Source organism: Vibrio sp. 10N.286.46.A8 (assembly GCF_041470165.1).
In the GTDB taxonomy this organism is placed as follows: domain Bacteria; phylum Pseudomonadota; class Gammaproteobacteria; order Enterobacterales; family Vibrionaceae; genus Vibrio; species Vibrio tasmaniensis_A.
Genome location: NZ_JBFRLX010000005.1, coordinates 1 through 14,474, shown reverse-complemented (window position 1 = coordinate 14,474; position 14,474 = coordinate 1). Strand labels below are relative to the sequence as shown.

The window sequence follows — 14,474 nt, the reverse complement described above, 5'->3', positions numbered from 1 at the left end:
GCATTAGTATCGGCGGCGGCCAGCTTAATTAACGCCAGTGCTTGAATGAAGCTGGTTGGCATCTTGTGTGAACTAAACGCGAAGTTATCCGCGGCACGTTGAGTTTGAGCTTGGTATAGCGCATCGGCAGGAACTTTCACTTCGCCCATGCTGTCTTTTTCTATCCGAAATTGTAAGGTCATCTTCTATCCTTGTTAGCCAAGTGGGGCTTGGACTTGTTGTAGTGTTTGGCTGAGATTCAAAAAACGCGCTTGGCCTTGAGGCTGCTGGCAGTAGTGGCGTTTCAAATAAAATAGTGGTGAGTGAATAGAGTCTAGGCAGATATGACGAAAGGCGAAACTGCGTTCTGGAGACTCAATCGCTTCTATCAAATGGAAGAAAACTTGGCGCAGGTACAGCTCGCACAACAAGATGTTTTCTTGGGCGGCATGCTTTTCATAGTAAGCGGAAAGCGTTAGTGCACACTCGATGTAGTCTCGAATCACAAACGGCTCATGGCCTTGAACTTGCTCTAATGAAGCAAAGCGATCTTGTGCTTTGTAAAACCTCGAATAGAGACTCTGCTGTTCTTTCATCATTATTTGCATCTCTTTAATAGATGTTAATGATAATTATTATCAAATGAGGTTTTAAAAACAACCCTTTGTTTATCTTTTTATAAAATGGAGGGGAAAAGAAAAAGCCGATACATGACGTATCGGCTTTCTGAGATTCAGTACCTAATCCCTACAATGTAAGTACTGATTCATTTTTTGCTAAACATCTTTGTTTAGTGGTCGTGAGCTTCACCAGCACCTTTCGGGTAACGAATGTTCTCAACCATCTCTTGTACATCTTCAGGAACTTCAGCGGTCACTTTGTTCACTGCAATTGATACTACGAAGTTTAGACACATACCTAGCGTACCGATGCCTTCTGGGCTGATACCAAACCACCAGTTTTCCGGTGTGCTTGCTGCTGGGTTAATGAACTTGAAGTAGATGATGTAGCTTGCTGTGAAGGCAATACCTGACAACATACCTGCAATTGCGCCTTCCTTATTCATCTTCTTGTAGAAGATACCTAGGATGATCGCTGGGAAGAAGGATGCTGCGGCTAAGCCGAAGGCAAACGCTACTACCTGTGCTACAAAGCCTGGTGGGTTAATACCCAAGTAACCTGCACCTACAATCGCGATCATGGCAGCTAAACGAGCGGCTAACAGCTCCTGCTTGTCGGTCATGTTTGGTCTAAAGCCTTTCTTCAACAAGTCATGTGAAATCGACGTTGAGATTACCAATAGTAGACCCGCGGCTGTTGATAGTGCGGCTGCTAGGCCACCGGCTGCAAGTAGTGCTACAACCCAGTTTGGTAGTTTTGCTAGCTCTGGAGAAGCCAGTACGATGATGTCACGGTTAATCTTCATTTCGTTGCGTTCGTCGCCCGAGTAGAACATTTTGCCATCGCCGTTCTTATCTTCCCAACCAACTAGGCCAGTGCTTTCCCAGTTTTTGTACCAGCTTGGTGCTTCTGCTGCTGCGACACCTTGCATGTCTGGGCCATTAATCGTTTCGATCATATTTACACGAGCGAAGGCTGCAACGCCTGGCGCTGTTGTGTATAGCAATGAGATGAACAGTAGTGCCCAACCCGCTGAGATACGAGCATCACGTACTTTTGGTACCGTGAAGAAACGAATGATTACGTGTGGAAGACCGGCAGTACCTACCATTAGAGCTGCACAGATGAAGAATACATCTACCATGCTCTTGTTACCTTCGGTATAGGCGGTAAATCCGAGCTCTTCGGTTAGTCCATCCAGTTTATCAAGTAAGTATACATCTGTACCTGATAGCGTTGAGCCCATACCAACTTGTGGAAGTGGGTTACCTGTCATCATGATTGAGGTAAAGATTGCTGGAACAAGGAAGGCGAAAATGAGGACACAGAATTGAGCTACCTGCGTATAAGTGATGCCTTTCATGCCACCAAGCACTGCGTAGAAGAACACAATACCCATACCAATGATGATGCCTAGGTTAATATCAACTTCTAGGAAACGAGAGAATACAACGCCAACACCACGCATCTGGCCTGCAACGTACGTAAATGATACGAAGATTGCACAGAATACCGCTACCATACGTGCTGTTTTCGAGTAGTAACGTTCACCGATGAAATCAGGAACCGTAAACTGACCGAACTTACGTAGGTAAGGTGCTAAACATAGCGCAAGTAGTACATAACCACCTGTCCAACCCATGAGGTAAACCGCACCGTCGTAACCAACGAATGAGATGATACCTGCCATTGAGATGAATGATGCTGCCGACATCCAGTCAGCGGCTGTTGCCATGCCGTTTGCTACTGGGTGTACGCCGCCGCCAGCAACGTAGAATTCACTCGTTGTTCCAGCACGAGCCCAGATTGCGATGCCGATATAGACTGCGAAAGTAATACCGACGAGAATAAACGTCCAAGTTTGAATATCCATGTTCTAGCCTCTAGTCTTCCTGTACGTTGTATTTTTTGTCCAGCTTATTCATGCGAACAACGTAAATAAATATCAACGCCACGAAGGTATAAATTGAACCTTGTTGAGCGAACCAAAAACCTAGCTTAAATCCGCCAAATTGAATGGTATTTAGGACATCCACAAATAAGATGCCAGCGCCGTAAGACACCACAAACCATATTGCGAGTAGTGTTCCCATTATTCCCAAGTTTTCCTTCCAGTAGGCTTGAGCATGTTCCGTAGATTCGAACGCCATTGCCTTCTCCTTTATTCCGTTTTCGTAGAAACCGTTTTTGTGAAACCGTTTTGTAAAATAGCGTGTTAATGTAATGTTACGATTTAGAATGTAGCAAGGATAAGTCAAGGGATCTGTGCAACTTTAGTCGGGATGGTATTAGCGCTAATGTACTGAAATATGGGAGCTAGGAGACATAACCATAGAAAAATGTGATGTTACAGTATTGTTAAATTAGCCAAAGGTCTAACAAAGAGGGATGAATTAGAGTGCGAGTCATAAAATTTAACAACTAAATGACCGAGAAACTGTATTTAGCCCTGCTTATGACACGAAGCGAAACATAAGTTTGTTATAGTAACTACGGCACTTTCACCGACCGTGCCTTGCTAAACGGCAAAAGATCAACAGGCTTAAAGCTCGGATTTTATTCTTTGGGGGAACGAATTGGACGCAATAACCATTAACCACTTATTCTTGACTGGTGCCGTACTCATCGCCATCAGCGTACTTTTCTCACAAGTGTCCTCTCGATTGGGCCTTCCTATTCTTTTGATCTTTTTGTTCGTTGGTATGTTAGCGGGTGAAGATGGACCCGGTAATATTCATTTCGATGATTACTCACTGACCTACTTGGTGAGTAACCTTGCGCTTGCCGTGATTCTGTTGGATGGCGGTATGCGAACCAAGGTGGCGAGCTTCAAGGTCGCTTTCTGGCCTTCGCTCTCGCTGGCGACGATAGGTGTCGCATGTACAGCAACCTTAACCGGATTAATGGCGGCTTGGCTGTTCGATCTGTCATTGATGCAGGGTATCTTAGTTGGTGCGATTGTGGGTTCGACTGATGCCGCTGCGGTATTTTCTTTGTTGAAAGGGCAGAGCCTCAATGAACGTGTTGGTTCAACCCTAGAGATCGAATCCGGTACCAATGACCCAATGGCTGTTTTCCTGACGGTGACTTTAATTGCGCTGTTAGGTAACCCTGACGCTGAGATGGGAATGAACTTCCTACTGCAAAGTTTTGCGATGCAGTTTGGTATCGGTACTCTTGTTGGTATTGGCGGCGGCTGGGTTCTATGGAGCTTAATCAATCGAGTACAACTGGCTGATGGCCTTTACTCCATTCTGGTACTCAGTGGGGGCGTGGCTCTGTTTGCGTTCTCTAACATGCTTGGCGGTAGTGGCATCTTATCGATTTACCTCGTAGGTCTGTTCATTGGTAATCGTCCAACGCGTTCTCGACACTCTATTCTTAATGTCCTAGACGGTATGACGTGGCTAAGTCAGATCGTGATGTTCTTGGTGTTGGGTTTATTGGTGACACCATCGACCTTAATGGACATTGCACTTCCTGCGTTAGCACTGGCTTTCGGTATGATTTTGTTTGCTCGTCCAGTGTCGGTTTGGTTGGGTTTGCTGCCGTTCAGAAGCTTTACCACCAAGGAGCGCTGGTTTGTCTCTTGGGTCGGTTTACGTGGTGCAGTGCCGATCATTTTGGCGGTTTTTCCGATGATGGCTGGCCTGCCCAATGCTCAGCTTTACTTCAATATTGCCTTCTTCGTGGTTATGGTTTCGCTGATTGTTCAGGGCGGTAGCTTGATGAAAGTTGCGAGGTTGGCTCAGGTGACCTTACCACCGACACCGACACCGATTTCTCGTACCGGCATGGAGATTTATCCGACCAGTGAGTGGGAGATGTTTGTCTACAAGCTGAAAGAGGAAAAGTGGTGTGTTGGTGAACCGCTTAAGCGTTTGTCTATGCCTGAAGGGACGCGAATTACGGCGCTGTTTAGAAAAGATGCTTTGCTTCACCCATCGGGCAGCACTGTGTTAGAGGCGAACGATATTCTCTGTGTGCTTGGCCAAGATAAAGACCTAGATAGCCTAAGTGCGCTATTCAGTGAGGCTCCTCTAGCTGAAGAGGCCGCTCGATTCTTTGGTGATTTCTTCTTGAATGTCGAACTATCGGTTGCAGCAGTCAGTGATTGTTATGGCATTGAACTGGGCTCGGAAGAAGAGCGAGAAATGACGCTAAAACAATTGGCTGAGCGAGAGCTTGGTGCCCACCCTGTATTAGGCGATAGTTTTGTGTGGCATGACATTACTTGGGTGGTTGCAGAGATAGATGTTCATAAAGTCGTCAGGTTGGGTTTATGTTTACCAAAGACGACTTTAGAAGAGGATATAAGCGAAGCCTAGTTGTGGACTTCTTGTAGCAAGATAACTGCTTGAGTTCGGTTTTTCACATCCAGTTTACGGAAGATGGCTGTCATATGTGCCTTGATAGTCGCTTCCGAAACATTCAATTCATAGGCGATTTGCTTGTTCAGTAGGCCGTCTGAAAGCATCCCTAACACCTTGTATTGCTGAGGCGTCAGTGTGGAAAGCTTTTCCGCAAGGTCGCTACAGGCTGCATTGTTGGTGATAAGCCCTTCAGGGAAGAATGGGTCGCCATTCAGCACTTGATTGAGTGCGCTGACCAATTCACGCATATCACTCGACTTAGGGATGAAGCCAAAGGCACCGTGGCTCTTCACTTGAGTGACAACGCTGGCATCCTCGCTGGCTGAGATCACCACAATCGGTAAATTTGGATATTCAGCACGCAGTTGAATTAAGCCCGACATCCCGTTTGCTCCCGGCATTTTAAGGTCGAGAAGCAACAGGTCGGGTTCATCTTCTTTTTTTAGTAGAGTCAGTAAGGCATCGAGAGAATCAGCCTCAAGCAGGTTCGCACCGCTGATAGCCATATGAACTGACTGAAACAGGGCGTTGCGAAAGAGAGGGTGGTCATCAGCAATGATGATGGTATAGGTCGAGTCCATGACGTTCATACTTTTAACAATTTAGTTAATATTTATTATCATCCTGATTGAGTATGTGGACAATATCTATGCATGAAAAGTCTGAACCATATCGACTTTTATCCCCGGAATAAGAAAGCGTTACTCTGAATAGCAAAAAAGCCGCACTGCCATCTCGTTACTGAGGGGCGGTACGGCTTTCGTTTAGGCGGATATTCCGGTGAATATTGCCGTTATAGCTGGTGGTCTTGCATGTGTTTTAAGAATACATCTGCCGGCATAAAACCCGTCACACGAGCATTTGGAACATGGTTACCCTCGCCATCCCAGAACTCTATGGTTGGCAACCCGAGTACCTGCAATTGTTTAAGCAGTTCAATGTCTTGAGGCATGTTTCTCGTTACGTCAGCCTGAAGCAGGACGAAATCAGAAAGCTTGTTCTCAACATCTGCTTGGTGGAAGGTGTACTTCTCAAACTCTTTACATGCCACACACCAATCGGCGTAGAAATCGAGCATCACTGGTTTGCCGAGTTTCTTGGCTTCGATGAGCTGGATTTCTAACTCTTCAACCGTGTTGACGCGGGCAAATTGGATTTGTTGCTCAACCACAACGCTCTTTTCTGCGAACCAGTAATTGAGTGCAGGTTGAGCTGATGCGAACAGGCCAAGCATCGCGATGATACCTACAGCGCTCTGTTTCCAACCACCGAATGGCAGTGCATTCTTGCTGTGGTAAAGCCAACCAAAGGCGATGAACCCAAGACCAGACCAAAGTACCGTTGCCCACAATTCAGGAATAATTCGCTCTAGCAGGAAGATAGGCGCTGCCAGCAAGATAAAGCCGAATACGATCTTCACCTTGTCCATCCAGCTGCCTGCTTTCGGCAGAAGCTTATTACCAAACACCGCAACCAAAATCAGCGGAATACCCATACCCATCGCTAACGCATACAGAGCGATCGCTCCGGTTAATAGGTCGCCACTTTGAGCCACATACAATAACGCGCCTGACAGTGGCGCTGTGGTACAAGGTGAACACACCAAGCCAGAGATAGCGCCCATTGCGAACACGCCCAAGGTATTACCACCTTGTTGTTTGTTGCTTTGGTTATTAAGCCAAGTTTGGATACTGCTTGGCAGTTGTAGGTTATAAACGCCGAACATCGACATCGCCAACGTCACGAACAGAACACTCAGCGCGATTAATACGTAAGGGTGTTGCATCGCAGCTTGGAACTGCATGCCAGCTGAAGCAACCACTAAACCTAATAAGGTGTAGGTCAGCGCCATGCCTTGCACGTAGATGAAGGACAGCATCAGCGCACGACCTTGGCTGAGCTTACCGCCACCTAGCACAATACCCGTTAGAATCGGATACATAGGCAGGACACACGGCGTAAAGGCCAAGCCAACACCGAGTGCGAGGAATAATAATGGCGTCCACCAACTGTCACCCAGCTTATCGGCTAAGCCTGCTTCTTTTGAAACGGGAGCATTGGTTTGTTGAGTGGTATTGCTTGCTGCGTCAGCGGTAGGAGAAGAGGCTTGTACTGAATTGTCAGCTTCACCAGCTGCATCAGAAGAACCTTGTAAAGCACCACTGTTTTGCACATCACTGCTTTTCATATCCCCAGAACTCGTCGCAGTAAACGGTTCAAGGTCGATTACTCGGATCTCTGGTGGGTAACAGAAACCAGCATCTGCACAGCCTTGATACTTAACGATCAGCTGTGAGCCATCTTGGTAACTCTGTAGAGGAACTTGCACGAATAACGGCTGAGTATAAATGCTCACCTCACCGAAGAATTCATCTTGGTGTGGTTGGCCATTTTCCATTTCAACATTGCCGATAGTGAGATTTTGGCCAGTGAACGAGAGGCTATGTTGATAGAGGTAGTAGCCCTCTTTTACTTGCCAGTCGAGAAGGACCTTGCCGTCTTGCTGGTAGTAATTGAAAGGGAAAGCTTGGTCTACAGGGACAAAACCGTTGTTATTGCCTCCGAAGCTTGGCTCGGCGTTGTCGTTTCCAAAAAGCGCCCACGCAGGCTGGGTGAACAGGGAAACACAAACAAAAAGTAATGTGGCAAGTCGTCGCATACTATTTAGTCATCAAAATGGAGTTGAAGGTATCTTAACTCAATCAGACCGTAATAGTTTGTGATTAGTTTCATCGGTAGACAAATATCCCCTAAGGCGGGTGGGCTATTTTCTGGGGCAGTCGAGAGAGTGTCAGTCGCTCAACATGAGTTGTCAGCTTTTGCCAATAAGACATTTAAGCCACTCCTAAGCGTGCTCTTACTACTTGTTCGCAAGCATCTATATTCGTGGTGTCTTTCGGAATAATTAACACCGTGTCATTGCCGCCAACCGTACCGATAATCTCGGTATGTGGGTCGATATCAACCAATCTTGCGACCAACTGTGCGCAACCAGGGTTTGTTTTTACGATCACCATTGCTTGGTTGTGAGTAATTAATTCGATTTGTGATGAGATTGACGCATCGACACGTACCGGTGCGCTTTCTACGGTGATGCAGTAAACCTTTTTGCCACAGGCGTTCTGGATTTTGACAACACCGAGTTGTGACAAAATACGAGACACAGTCGACTGGCTAATGCCTGTATAACCAATGTCGACGAGTTTCTCTCGCAGCTGGTTCTGGGTCGAGAAGCTTTGCTGTTGTAGTAAGCGTTTGCACGCTGCAGTCAGTGTTTTATCTTCAGCTGAATACAAGCAACCGTGCTCAGTGATTTGGTTCATGAACAACTCCTTAAAGCCAACGTGTGGGTATCGCTTGTCCATAGCGCAGAACGCACTCCCAAAGCCGTAGAGTACGATTGTTAGTTAGGGCTTACCGATGAATCCCGAAATAAATAGGAAGGGTATGCGTGATGTATGATCTTCTATTCATCCAGTCTACCACTAAAGAATAGTTATCTTTTTGAAGGTGATCACCAAACAAAATTCTGGTTATTTGCTTTTTTTGTGGAATTTTATTCTTTGGGTAAGTGGATATTTATTCCGGGTTGGGAATAAATATCCATGTAGTTTGAGCGGTTTCTTTTACGAAGGTAAGAGCGCTAAGGGCTAGCGGATTTCACTCATGATCTCGCGAGAGAATACTTTTTCACAATAGTGACACTTTAGTTGGACGTTTTCGTGTTTTAGCTGCACTTTAAAGCTACTTTCAACGGGTTCACCGTGCGAAATACAGTTGCTATTCGGGCAAGAGTACACACTGTTGATTTGGTCTGGCAGTACTAATGTTAGCTTATTAACCACCTTGTACTCTTCAATCTGATTTACCGTCGCTTGCGGCGCATACAGAGCCAATTGGTTGGCTTGTTCCTTGGTCAGAAAGATGTTCTCAATCTTGATCAGATCTTTATGACCAAGCGCAGATGATGGCAGATTCAACCCCATGGTGATGCGTTGTTCTGTTTTGTGTAGCTTAAACAGTTTGAGGATTTTGATACCAAGATGAGCAGGGATGTGGTCAATCACGCTGCCGTTACGGATCGCTTCTACTTGTAGCTGAGTTTGTTTAACCATGACTGTTTCTCCTGCTTATAAAGTGTCGTTAAGAACTAGGGCCAATAGGGCTTCGCGAGCGTATACACCGTTTTCAGCTTGTTCAAAGTAGTAAGCGTGTGGCGTTTTATCTACGTCGGTTGTGATTTCATCGACGCGTGGTAATGGGTGAAGCACCTTCATGTTCTGGCGTGCATCTTTCAAGGTATCGGCCGTTAGAATGTAAGCCGACTTCATGTGCGCGTATTCTGACGCATCAAAGCGCTCTTTCTGTACGCGAGTCATGTACAGGACATCCAGTTCAGGCACCACTTCTTCAATGCTGCAGTGGGTGCTGTATTGGATGCCCATCTCTTCCAATTCTTCACAGATGTAATCAGGCATCGCTAACACTTCTGGCGCGATAAAGAAGAAACGCACGTTATTGAATTTTGATAGTGCTTGCGTCAAAGAGTGTACGGTACGGCCATATTTTAGGTCGCCGACGAAAGCCACATTGAGGTTATCGAGCGTGCCTTGCGTTTCGTAAATCGAGAACAGATCCAATAAGGTTTGCGTTGGGTGTTGGTTTGCACCGTCGCCACCATTCACAATTGGCACACCGTTAGAAAATTCAGACGCTAAGCGCGCCGCGCCTTCTTGTGGGTGACGCATCACAAAGGCATCCACGTAAGATGAAATCACTTGAACGGAATCGGCAAGTGTTTCGCCTTTTTTCGCCAGCGATGTGTTGCCGCCATTATCAAAGCCGATGACTGTGCCGCCAAGGCGTTGAACTGCGGTTTCAAATGAGAGGCGAGTTCGAGTTGAAGGCTCAAAGAAGCAGCTCGCAACGACTTTATTTTTCAGCAGCTCAGGGTTTGGTTCTGCTTTGAGTCTTGCTGCAGTATCGACGATAAGCTCCAGTTCATCACGAGATAGCTCTGGAATGGAGATGATGTGCTTGTTAAATAACGAATGCGCCATAACGGGTCTTCCTTTTTCTATGCATACAGTCAAATTGCGGACAAAAAAAAGCCCCCTAAAAATAGGAGGCTTCGAAATGATCAATAGAGCAAAATAAAAATGACACCAACGCCGTTCTAAGGCGTATTGGCTGACAATCATGTGCGAAAAAATTGCGGTTCATTTTTTGCTCTCTTAAGACAAATTGCGGAGGATTATACTCAGATAAAAAGGCCATGCAATACTTTCTGTAAAGTATTCATTTAATGGATTTTTATGCGAGATTACGTCCATTTTGAACTCCCATTTAAGTCTTTGTTGGGGCTAAGACTTACAAGGTTTTCCAGGAAATTATCTCTTCAACCGCATGAAAAAAAATGCGAGTTTTATTCAAGGTCAAAATCCCAAGAACGCCCCCCGCATTTCCCTGTCATTGCACTTAACTTATCAACGTATTTCGAACAAGTGAGTGCCTAGCTTCATAATTTTTAACGTCTTAACTGTTTAGTTTCTTAGTTTCTTAGGTAATTAGCTGCCTAATGTCGCAACCATTACTGCTTTGATGGTGTGCATGCGGTTTTCTGCTTCATCGAACACGATAGAGTATTGAGACTCAACCACTTCATCCGTCACTTCTACGCCATCTTTAAGCTGCGGATATTCAGCAGCAAGCTGTTTGCCGACAGTTGTATCTTCGCCGTGGAAAGCAGGTAGGCAGTGCATGAATTTCACATGTGGGTTGCCTGTTGCTTTGATCATGTCCATGTTGACTTGGTAAGGCATCATTAGGTTGATACGCTCAGCCCATGCTTCTTTCGCTTCGCCCATTGATACCCAAACGTCGGTATATAGGAAGTCACAACCTTGCACGCCTTCTTGAACATCTTCTGTTAGCGTGATTTTGCCGCCAGTGTGTTCTGCGATTTCACGACATTGAGCTAATAGCTCTTCTTCTGGCCAGAATTGTTTTGGAGCAACAAGGCGAATGTCCATGCCCATTTTAGCAGCACCAACCATCAGAGAGTTGCCCATGTTGTTGCGAGCATCACCTAGGTAAGCAAACTTGATTTCATGCAATTGCTTGCCACGGCCGTATTCCGTCATAGTTAGGAAGTCAGCTAGGATTTGTGTTGGGTGGAATTCGTCAGTCAGGCCATTCCACACAGGAACGCCAGCGTAAGCGCCTAGCTCTTCAACGATTTCTTGACCAAAGCCGCGGTATTCGATGCCATCGTACATACGGCCTAGAACGCGAGCGGTGTCTTTCATTGATTCTTTGTGGCCAATTTGAGAGCCAGATGGGCCTAAGTAAGAAACTCGAGCACCTTGGTCGAATGCTGCTACTTCGAATGCACAGCGAGTACGAGTTGAGGTTTTTTCAAAGATAAGCGCAATGTTTTTGCCAGTCAGTGTTGGCTGTTCGTAACCGTTGTACTTCGCTTTTTTTAGCTCCATAGAAAGATCTAACAAGTGTTGAATTTCGCGTGGAGTGAAATCTAGTAGTTTTAGGAAGTTACGATTGCGTAGGTTAAAAGCCATGATGTATTCCTTCTTAGATTTAGGCGCTTCCTTGTTACAGGGAAATAAAATTCAAGAAAGCGCGATTCAATTTTTAGTTAAAGTTGTTCGGTTTTGTTTGTTTCGTTTAATCTGTTTTCGCAAGCTTTAAAAGCTCTCAAGACTTAAGGTTCTCAAGCTTTAAGTTTTTCAAGATGATAAAGCTCGCTAGTGCATTAACCTTTGGTGATATTGGTGCCCGCTTGGCCTTGCAGGATTTGCAAACCATCTTCGAGTGCGCCGATACCCACTACTTTGCCGCCTTGCTGAATGAACTCGCACGATGCTTCGATTTTTGGCCCCATTGAGCCTGCATCAAATGTAAACTTCGCCAATTCACTTGGTGTAGTACTGCGCAGTGCGTGTTGAGTCGGTTTGCCCCAATCAAGATAAACAGCGTCAGCATCGGTCAGAATAAGTAGTGCATCCGCATCCAATTGTTTCGCCAAGAAAGCCGCTGACATGTCTTTGTCGATAACCGCTTCAACGCCGACTAATTTGCCATTTTCTTTTTTCACTGGGATGCCACCACCGCCAGTACAAATTACGAGGTGACCTGCATCGATAAGTTGAGTGATCGCTTCGTGTTCAACAATGCCAGTAGGGCGTGGGCTTGGCACTACTCGACGGAAATGTTGACCGTCTGGTTTTACGATCCAGTGGAATTTCTCCGCTAACTCACGCGCTTCTGCTTCTTCGTAGATCGGGCCAATTGGCTTAGTTGGATCTGCGAATGCAGGATCGTTTGGATCAACGGTCATTTGCGTCAACATGCATGAGATGTTGCGGTCAGGCAGGTAGTTTTTGAACTCTTGCATCAGCATGTAGCCGATCATGCCTTGAGTCTCACTGCCCAATACATCCAATGGATACGGGTTTACTTTTTTGTACTCCAAACCTTGCAGAGCAAGTAAGCCAACTTGTGGACCATTACCGTGCACTAGAACCACGTTGTACACTTTCGCGATTTCAGAGATGGTTTTAACAGCCGTTTCAATATTACGGCGTTGAACATCGGCTTCTAACGGCTCACCGCGACGAAGTAGGGCATTACCGCCGAGTGCAACAACAACAGTTTGCTTAGTCATAATTGTGTTCTCTCATTTTGGCCAAGTTGAGATTATTTAAGGTCGTTCAACTTGGCCGTTTCGTCTTAGTGATTAGATACCATCACGCTCAATTGGGCAGCTCATGCAGCGTGCACCACCGCGACCGCGACCAAGTTCGTCTCCTGGAATCGGAAGAACCGTGATGCCTGCTTTGTCGTATTTTTCGTTGGTGTATGTGTTGCCTTCGTAGCCAATAACAACGCCAGGTTTAACCGTTAGAACGTTGTTTGCATCGTTCCACTGCTCACGTTCTGCATGGAAGTTGTCGCCACCCGTTGTGATTAGGTTTAGCTTGTCTACGCCAAGTGCTTTCTCGATAGCTGTTACGAAGTAGCCTTCTTCTTTCACTTTCACTGCGCCTGACTCATCGCCAGTTAGGTTCCAGCACTGCACGTCTTTACTTACCACTTCAGGGTAAACAGAGAACGTATCTTCGTTCATGTGAGTCATCACGGTGTCTAAGTGCATGCAAGAACGGTGTTTTGGTAGCTGCATTGCGATAACTTGTGTCGCTTGACCGTGTTTGAATAGGCTAGACGCTAAGTGTTCAACACCTTGTGCTGTTGTACGCTCAGACATACCGATAAGAACCGCGCCACGGCCGAGAACAAGAACGTCACCACCTTCGATTGTTGAGTTGTCGTAGTTGATGTTTTCTTCATCACCGAAGTATTTAATGAAGTCTTCGCCTGCGAATGTTGGGTGCCAGCGGTAAATAGCGCGAACGTGGTTTGTTTCACGTTGACGAGCAGGTTTCGCCATCGGGTTGATAGATACGCCACCGTATACCCAGCAAGATGTGTCACGAGTAAATAGGTGGTTTGGTAGAGGTTCGATAATGAAGTCAGTTGGTGCGTGCATGCCTTGCATCATTGAAGATGATTTCATTGGCATTTCAGCGTAAGACAGACCGCCCGTTAGGATTTTTGCTAGCTCTAAGTTTGGTAAGTCGCCCAAGTAGCAGCGCACATCATTAGCGAATGTTTTACCCAAACGGTAATCAGATACCTGGCAGCTTAGTAGCCAGTCTTTCGCTTCTGGCACTGCTAGTGTGTCTGCTAGTAGGTCAGTAAGAAGAAGAACTTCAACACCCTGATCACGTAGCGTTTTAGTAAATGCGTCATGCTCTTTACCTGCGCGCTCAACAGCCAGTACGTCATCAAATAGTAAATCGTGACAGTTAGAGGGTGTTAGGTGAGTCAGTGCGCGTCTTGGGCGGTGAACTAGAACGCGGCGCAATTGACCTATTTCAGAACCTACATAGAACTTACTCATGATCGTCTCTCTCTTATATATTTGAATTACTTTTATCGCTAAGAGTAATTATTTATTTTCAGTGGAGAATAATGAATTATTTTATTCATATCTCTTGTCTGGAATTAATATTACGCCTGCTAGTCAGGTATTCTTAGAGATCTATCACAAATCGTTTTTTATCCTGCAGCCCTTTAAAATTAAGGGTTTTAACAAACTTTATGCACTTTTAGCCATGACGATTACATTCTAAATAGTTAGCTGTTAGGGAACTTTATGCACGCTTTTTTGATGAACCTGCCTAGAATCAAAATTGTTAGGTATTATATGCATAATAGTTTTATTGATAAGAATGTACTTAGCTTGGAAGTATGCAATGTTTCTATTTAGATATTTAATTTTGGATGTGAAATTAATTATTTATTAACAAAATAAATGCGAATAAAGCTGTTGTGGTCACACTTTATAATTGGTTTTTTTAAGCCAGTTTTCTATAAAAATAGCTTTTATTTCCCCTTTGGTTATTACAAGGTGAATAACTT

At 45.4% G+C, this 14,474-nt stretch carries 12 protein-coding genes and 1 pseudogene; 1 reads left to right on the top strand and 12 read right to left on the bottom strand.

Going from position 1 to position 14,474, the window contains the following annotated elements; genetic code table 11:
* From aspA to AB4232_RS00545, 4 genes and pseudogenes are all read right to left on the bottom strand, one after another.
* Window positions 1-182 (bottom strand): annotated as a pseudogene (gene aspA / locus AB4232_RS00560) (aspartate ammonia-lyase); the annotation flags it as partial.
* Window positions 183-194: 12 nt separating this feature from the next.
* Window positions 195-578 (bottom strand): hypothetical protein, encoded by a 384-nt coding sequence (locus AB4232_RS00555; RefSeq protein ID WP_017096527.1) that lies wholly within the window; start codon window positions 576-578, stop codon window positions 195-197.
* A 191-nt stretch (window positions 579-769) separates the two neighbouring features.
* Complete coding sequence (locus AB4232_RS00550; RefSeq protein ID WP_009844700.1) at window positions 770-2,473, bottom strand: sodium:solute symporter family protein; 1,704 nt, start codon at window positions 2,471-2,473, stop codon at window positions 770-772.
* Window positions 2,474-2,483: 10 nt separating this feature from the next.
* Entirely contained in the window at window positions 2,484-2,750 is a 267-nt protein-coding gene (locus tag AB4232_RS00545) for a DUF4212 domain-containing protein (protein WP_004729726.1), read from the bottom strand.
* 426 nt (window positions 2,751-3,176) lie between these two features.
* Between AB4232_RS00545 and AB4232_RS00540 the strand changes: the two genes are divergently transcribed.
* Window positions 3,177-4,928: a potassium/proton antiporter gene (locus AB4232_RS00540; RefSeq protein WP_372085620.1), complete on the top strand. Its 1,752-nt coding sequence runs from the start codon at window positions 3,177-3,179 to the stop codon at window positions 4,926-4,928.
* On the opposite strand, the gene AB4232_RS00535 is transcribed toward AB4232_RS00540, so the two are convergent.
* From AB4232_RS00535 to arcA, 8 genes are all read right to left on the bottom strand, one after another.
* Complete coding sequence (locus AB4232_RS00535) at window positions 4,925-5,554, bottom strand: response regulator transcription factor (RefSeq protein ID WP_372085619.1); 630 nt, start codon at window positions 5,552-5,554, stop codon at window positions 4,925-4,927. The two genes, AB4232_RS00540 and AB4232_RS00535, sit on opposite strands and share 4 nt — an antisense overlap.
* Before the next feature lie 212 nt (window positions 5,555-5,766).
* Window positions 5,767-7,632, bottom strand: a complete 1,866-nt coding sequence (locus tag AB4232_RS00530; protein WP_372085618.1) for a protein-disulfide reductase DsbD — start codon at window positions 7,630-7,632, stop codon at window positions 5,767-5,769.
* Between the two features lie 175 nt (window positions 7,633-7,807).
* Window positions 7,808-8,296 carry an arginine repressor gene (locus AB4232_RS00525; protein WP_009844705.1) on the bottom strand — a complete coding sequence of 163 codons (489 nt, stop codon included), beginning with the start codon at window positions 8,294-8,296 and terminating at the stop codon, window positions 7,808-7,810.
* A gap of 327 nt (window positions 8,297-8,623) precedes the next feature.
* The gene (pyrI, locus tag AB4232_RS00520; protein WP_009844706.1) at window positions 8,624-9,088 is read right to left on the bottom strand and encodes an aspartate carbamoyltransferase regulatory subunit; all 465 of its coding nucleotides are present in this window, start codon (window positions 9,086-9,088) and stop codon (window positions 8,624-8,626) included.
* A 15-nt stretch (window positions 9,089-9,103) separates the two neighbouring features.
* On the bottom strand, window positions 9,104-10,033 hold the full coding sequence (pyrB, locus tag AB4232_RS00515; protein WP_372085616.1) for an aspartate carbamoyltransferase: 930 nt from the start codon (window positions 10,031-10,033) through the stop codon (window positions 9,104-9,106).
* 507 nt (window positions 10,034-10,540) lie between these two features.
* Complete coding sequence (locus AB4232_RS00510) at window positions 10,541-11,551, bottom strand: ornithine carbamoyltransferase (protein WP_372085614.1); 1,011 nt, start codon at window positions 11,549-11,551, stop codon at window positions 10,541-10,543.
* A 194-nt stretch (window positions 11,552-11,745) separates the two neighbouring features.
* Entirely contained in the window at window positions 11,746-12,657 is a 912-nt protein-coding gene (arcC, locus tag AB4232_RS00505; protein ID WP_009844708.1) for a carbamate kinase, read from the bottom strand.
* A gap of 72 nt (window positions 12,658-12,729) precedes the next feature.
* Window positions 12,730-13,953 carry an arginine deiminase gene (arcA, locus tag AB4232_RS00500; RefSeq protein ID WP_009844709.1) on the bottom strand — a complete coding sequence of 408 codons (1,224 nt, stop codon included), beginning with the start codon at window positions 13,951-13,953 and terminating at the stop codon, window positions 12,730-12,732.
* Between the last annotated feature and the right edge of the window lie 521 nt (window positions 13,954-14,474).

What these genes read in the sequence shown, in the direction of transcription:
- AB4232_RS00555 (WP_017096527.1), bottom strand. Translation starts at nt 578, where the DNA reads ATGATGAAAGAACAGCAGAGTCTCTATTCGAGGTTTTACAAAGCACAA.
- AB4232_RS00550 (WP_009844700.1), bottom strand. Translation starts at nt 2,473, where the DNA reads ATGGATATTCAAACTTGGACGTTTATTCTCGTCGGTATTACTTTCGCA.
- AB4232_RS00545 (WP_004729726.1), bottom strand. Translation starts at nt 2,750, where the DNA reads ATGGCGTTCGAATCTACGGAACATGCTCAAGCCTACTGGAAGGAAAAC.
- AB4232_RS00535 (WP_372085619.1), bottom strand. Translation starts at nt 5,554, where the DNA reads ATGGACTCGACCTATACCATCATCATTGCTGATGACCACCCTCTCTTT.
- AB4232_RS00530 (WP_372085618.1), bottom strand. Translation starts at nt 7,632, where the DNA reads ATGCGACGACTTGCCACATTACTTTTTGTTTGTGTTTCCCTGTTCACC.
- AB4232_RS00525 (WP_009844705.1), bottom strand. Translation starts at nt 8,296, where the DNA reads ATGAACCAAATCACTGAGCACGGTTGCTTGTATTCAGCTGAAGATAAA.
- pyrI (WP_009844706.1), bottom strand. Translation starts at nt 9,088, where the DNA reads ATGGTTAAACAAACTCAGCTACAAGTAGAAGCGATCCGTAACGGCAGC.
- pyrB (WP_372085616.1), bottom strand. Translation starts at nt 10,033, where the DNA reads ATGGCGCATTCGTTATTTAACAAGCACATCATCTCCATTCCAGAGCTA.
- AB4232_RS00510 (WP_372085614.1), bottom strand. Translation starts at nt 11,551, where the DNA reads ATGGCTTTTAACCTACGCAATCGTAACTTCCTAAAACTACTAGATTTC.
- arcC (WP_009844708.1), bottom strand. Translation starts at nt 12,657, where the DNA reads ATGACTAAGCAAACTGTTGTTGTTGCACTCGGCGGTAATGCCCTACTT.
- arcA (WP_009844709.1), bottom strand. Translation starts at nt 13,953, where the DNA reads ATGAGTAAGTTCTATGTAGGTTCTGAAATAGGTCAATTGCGCCGCGTT.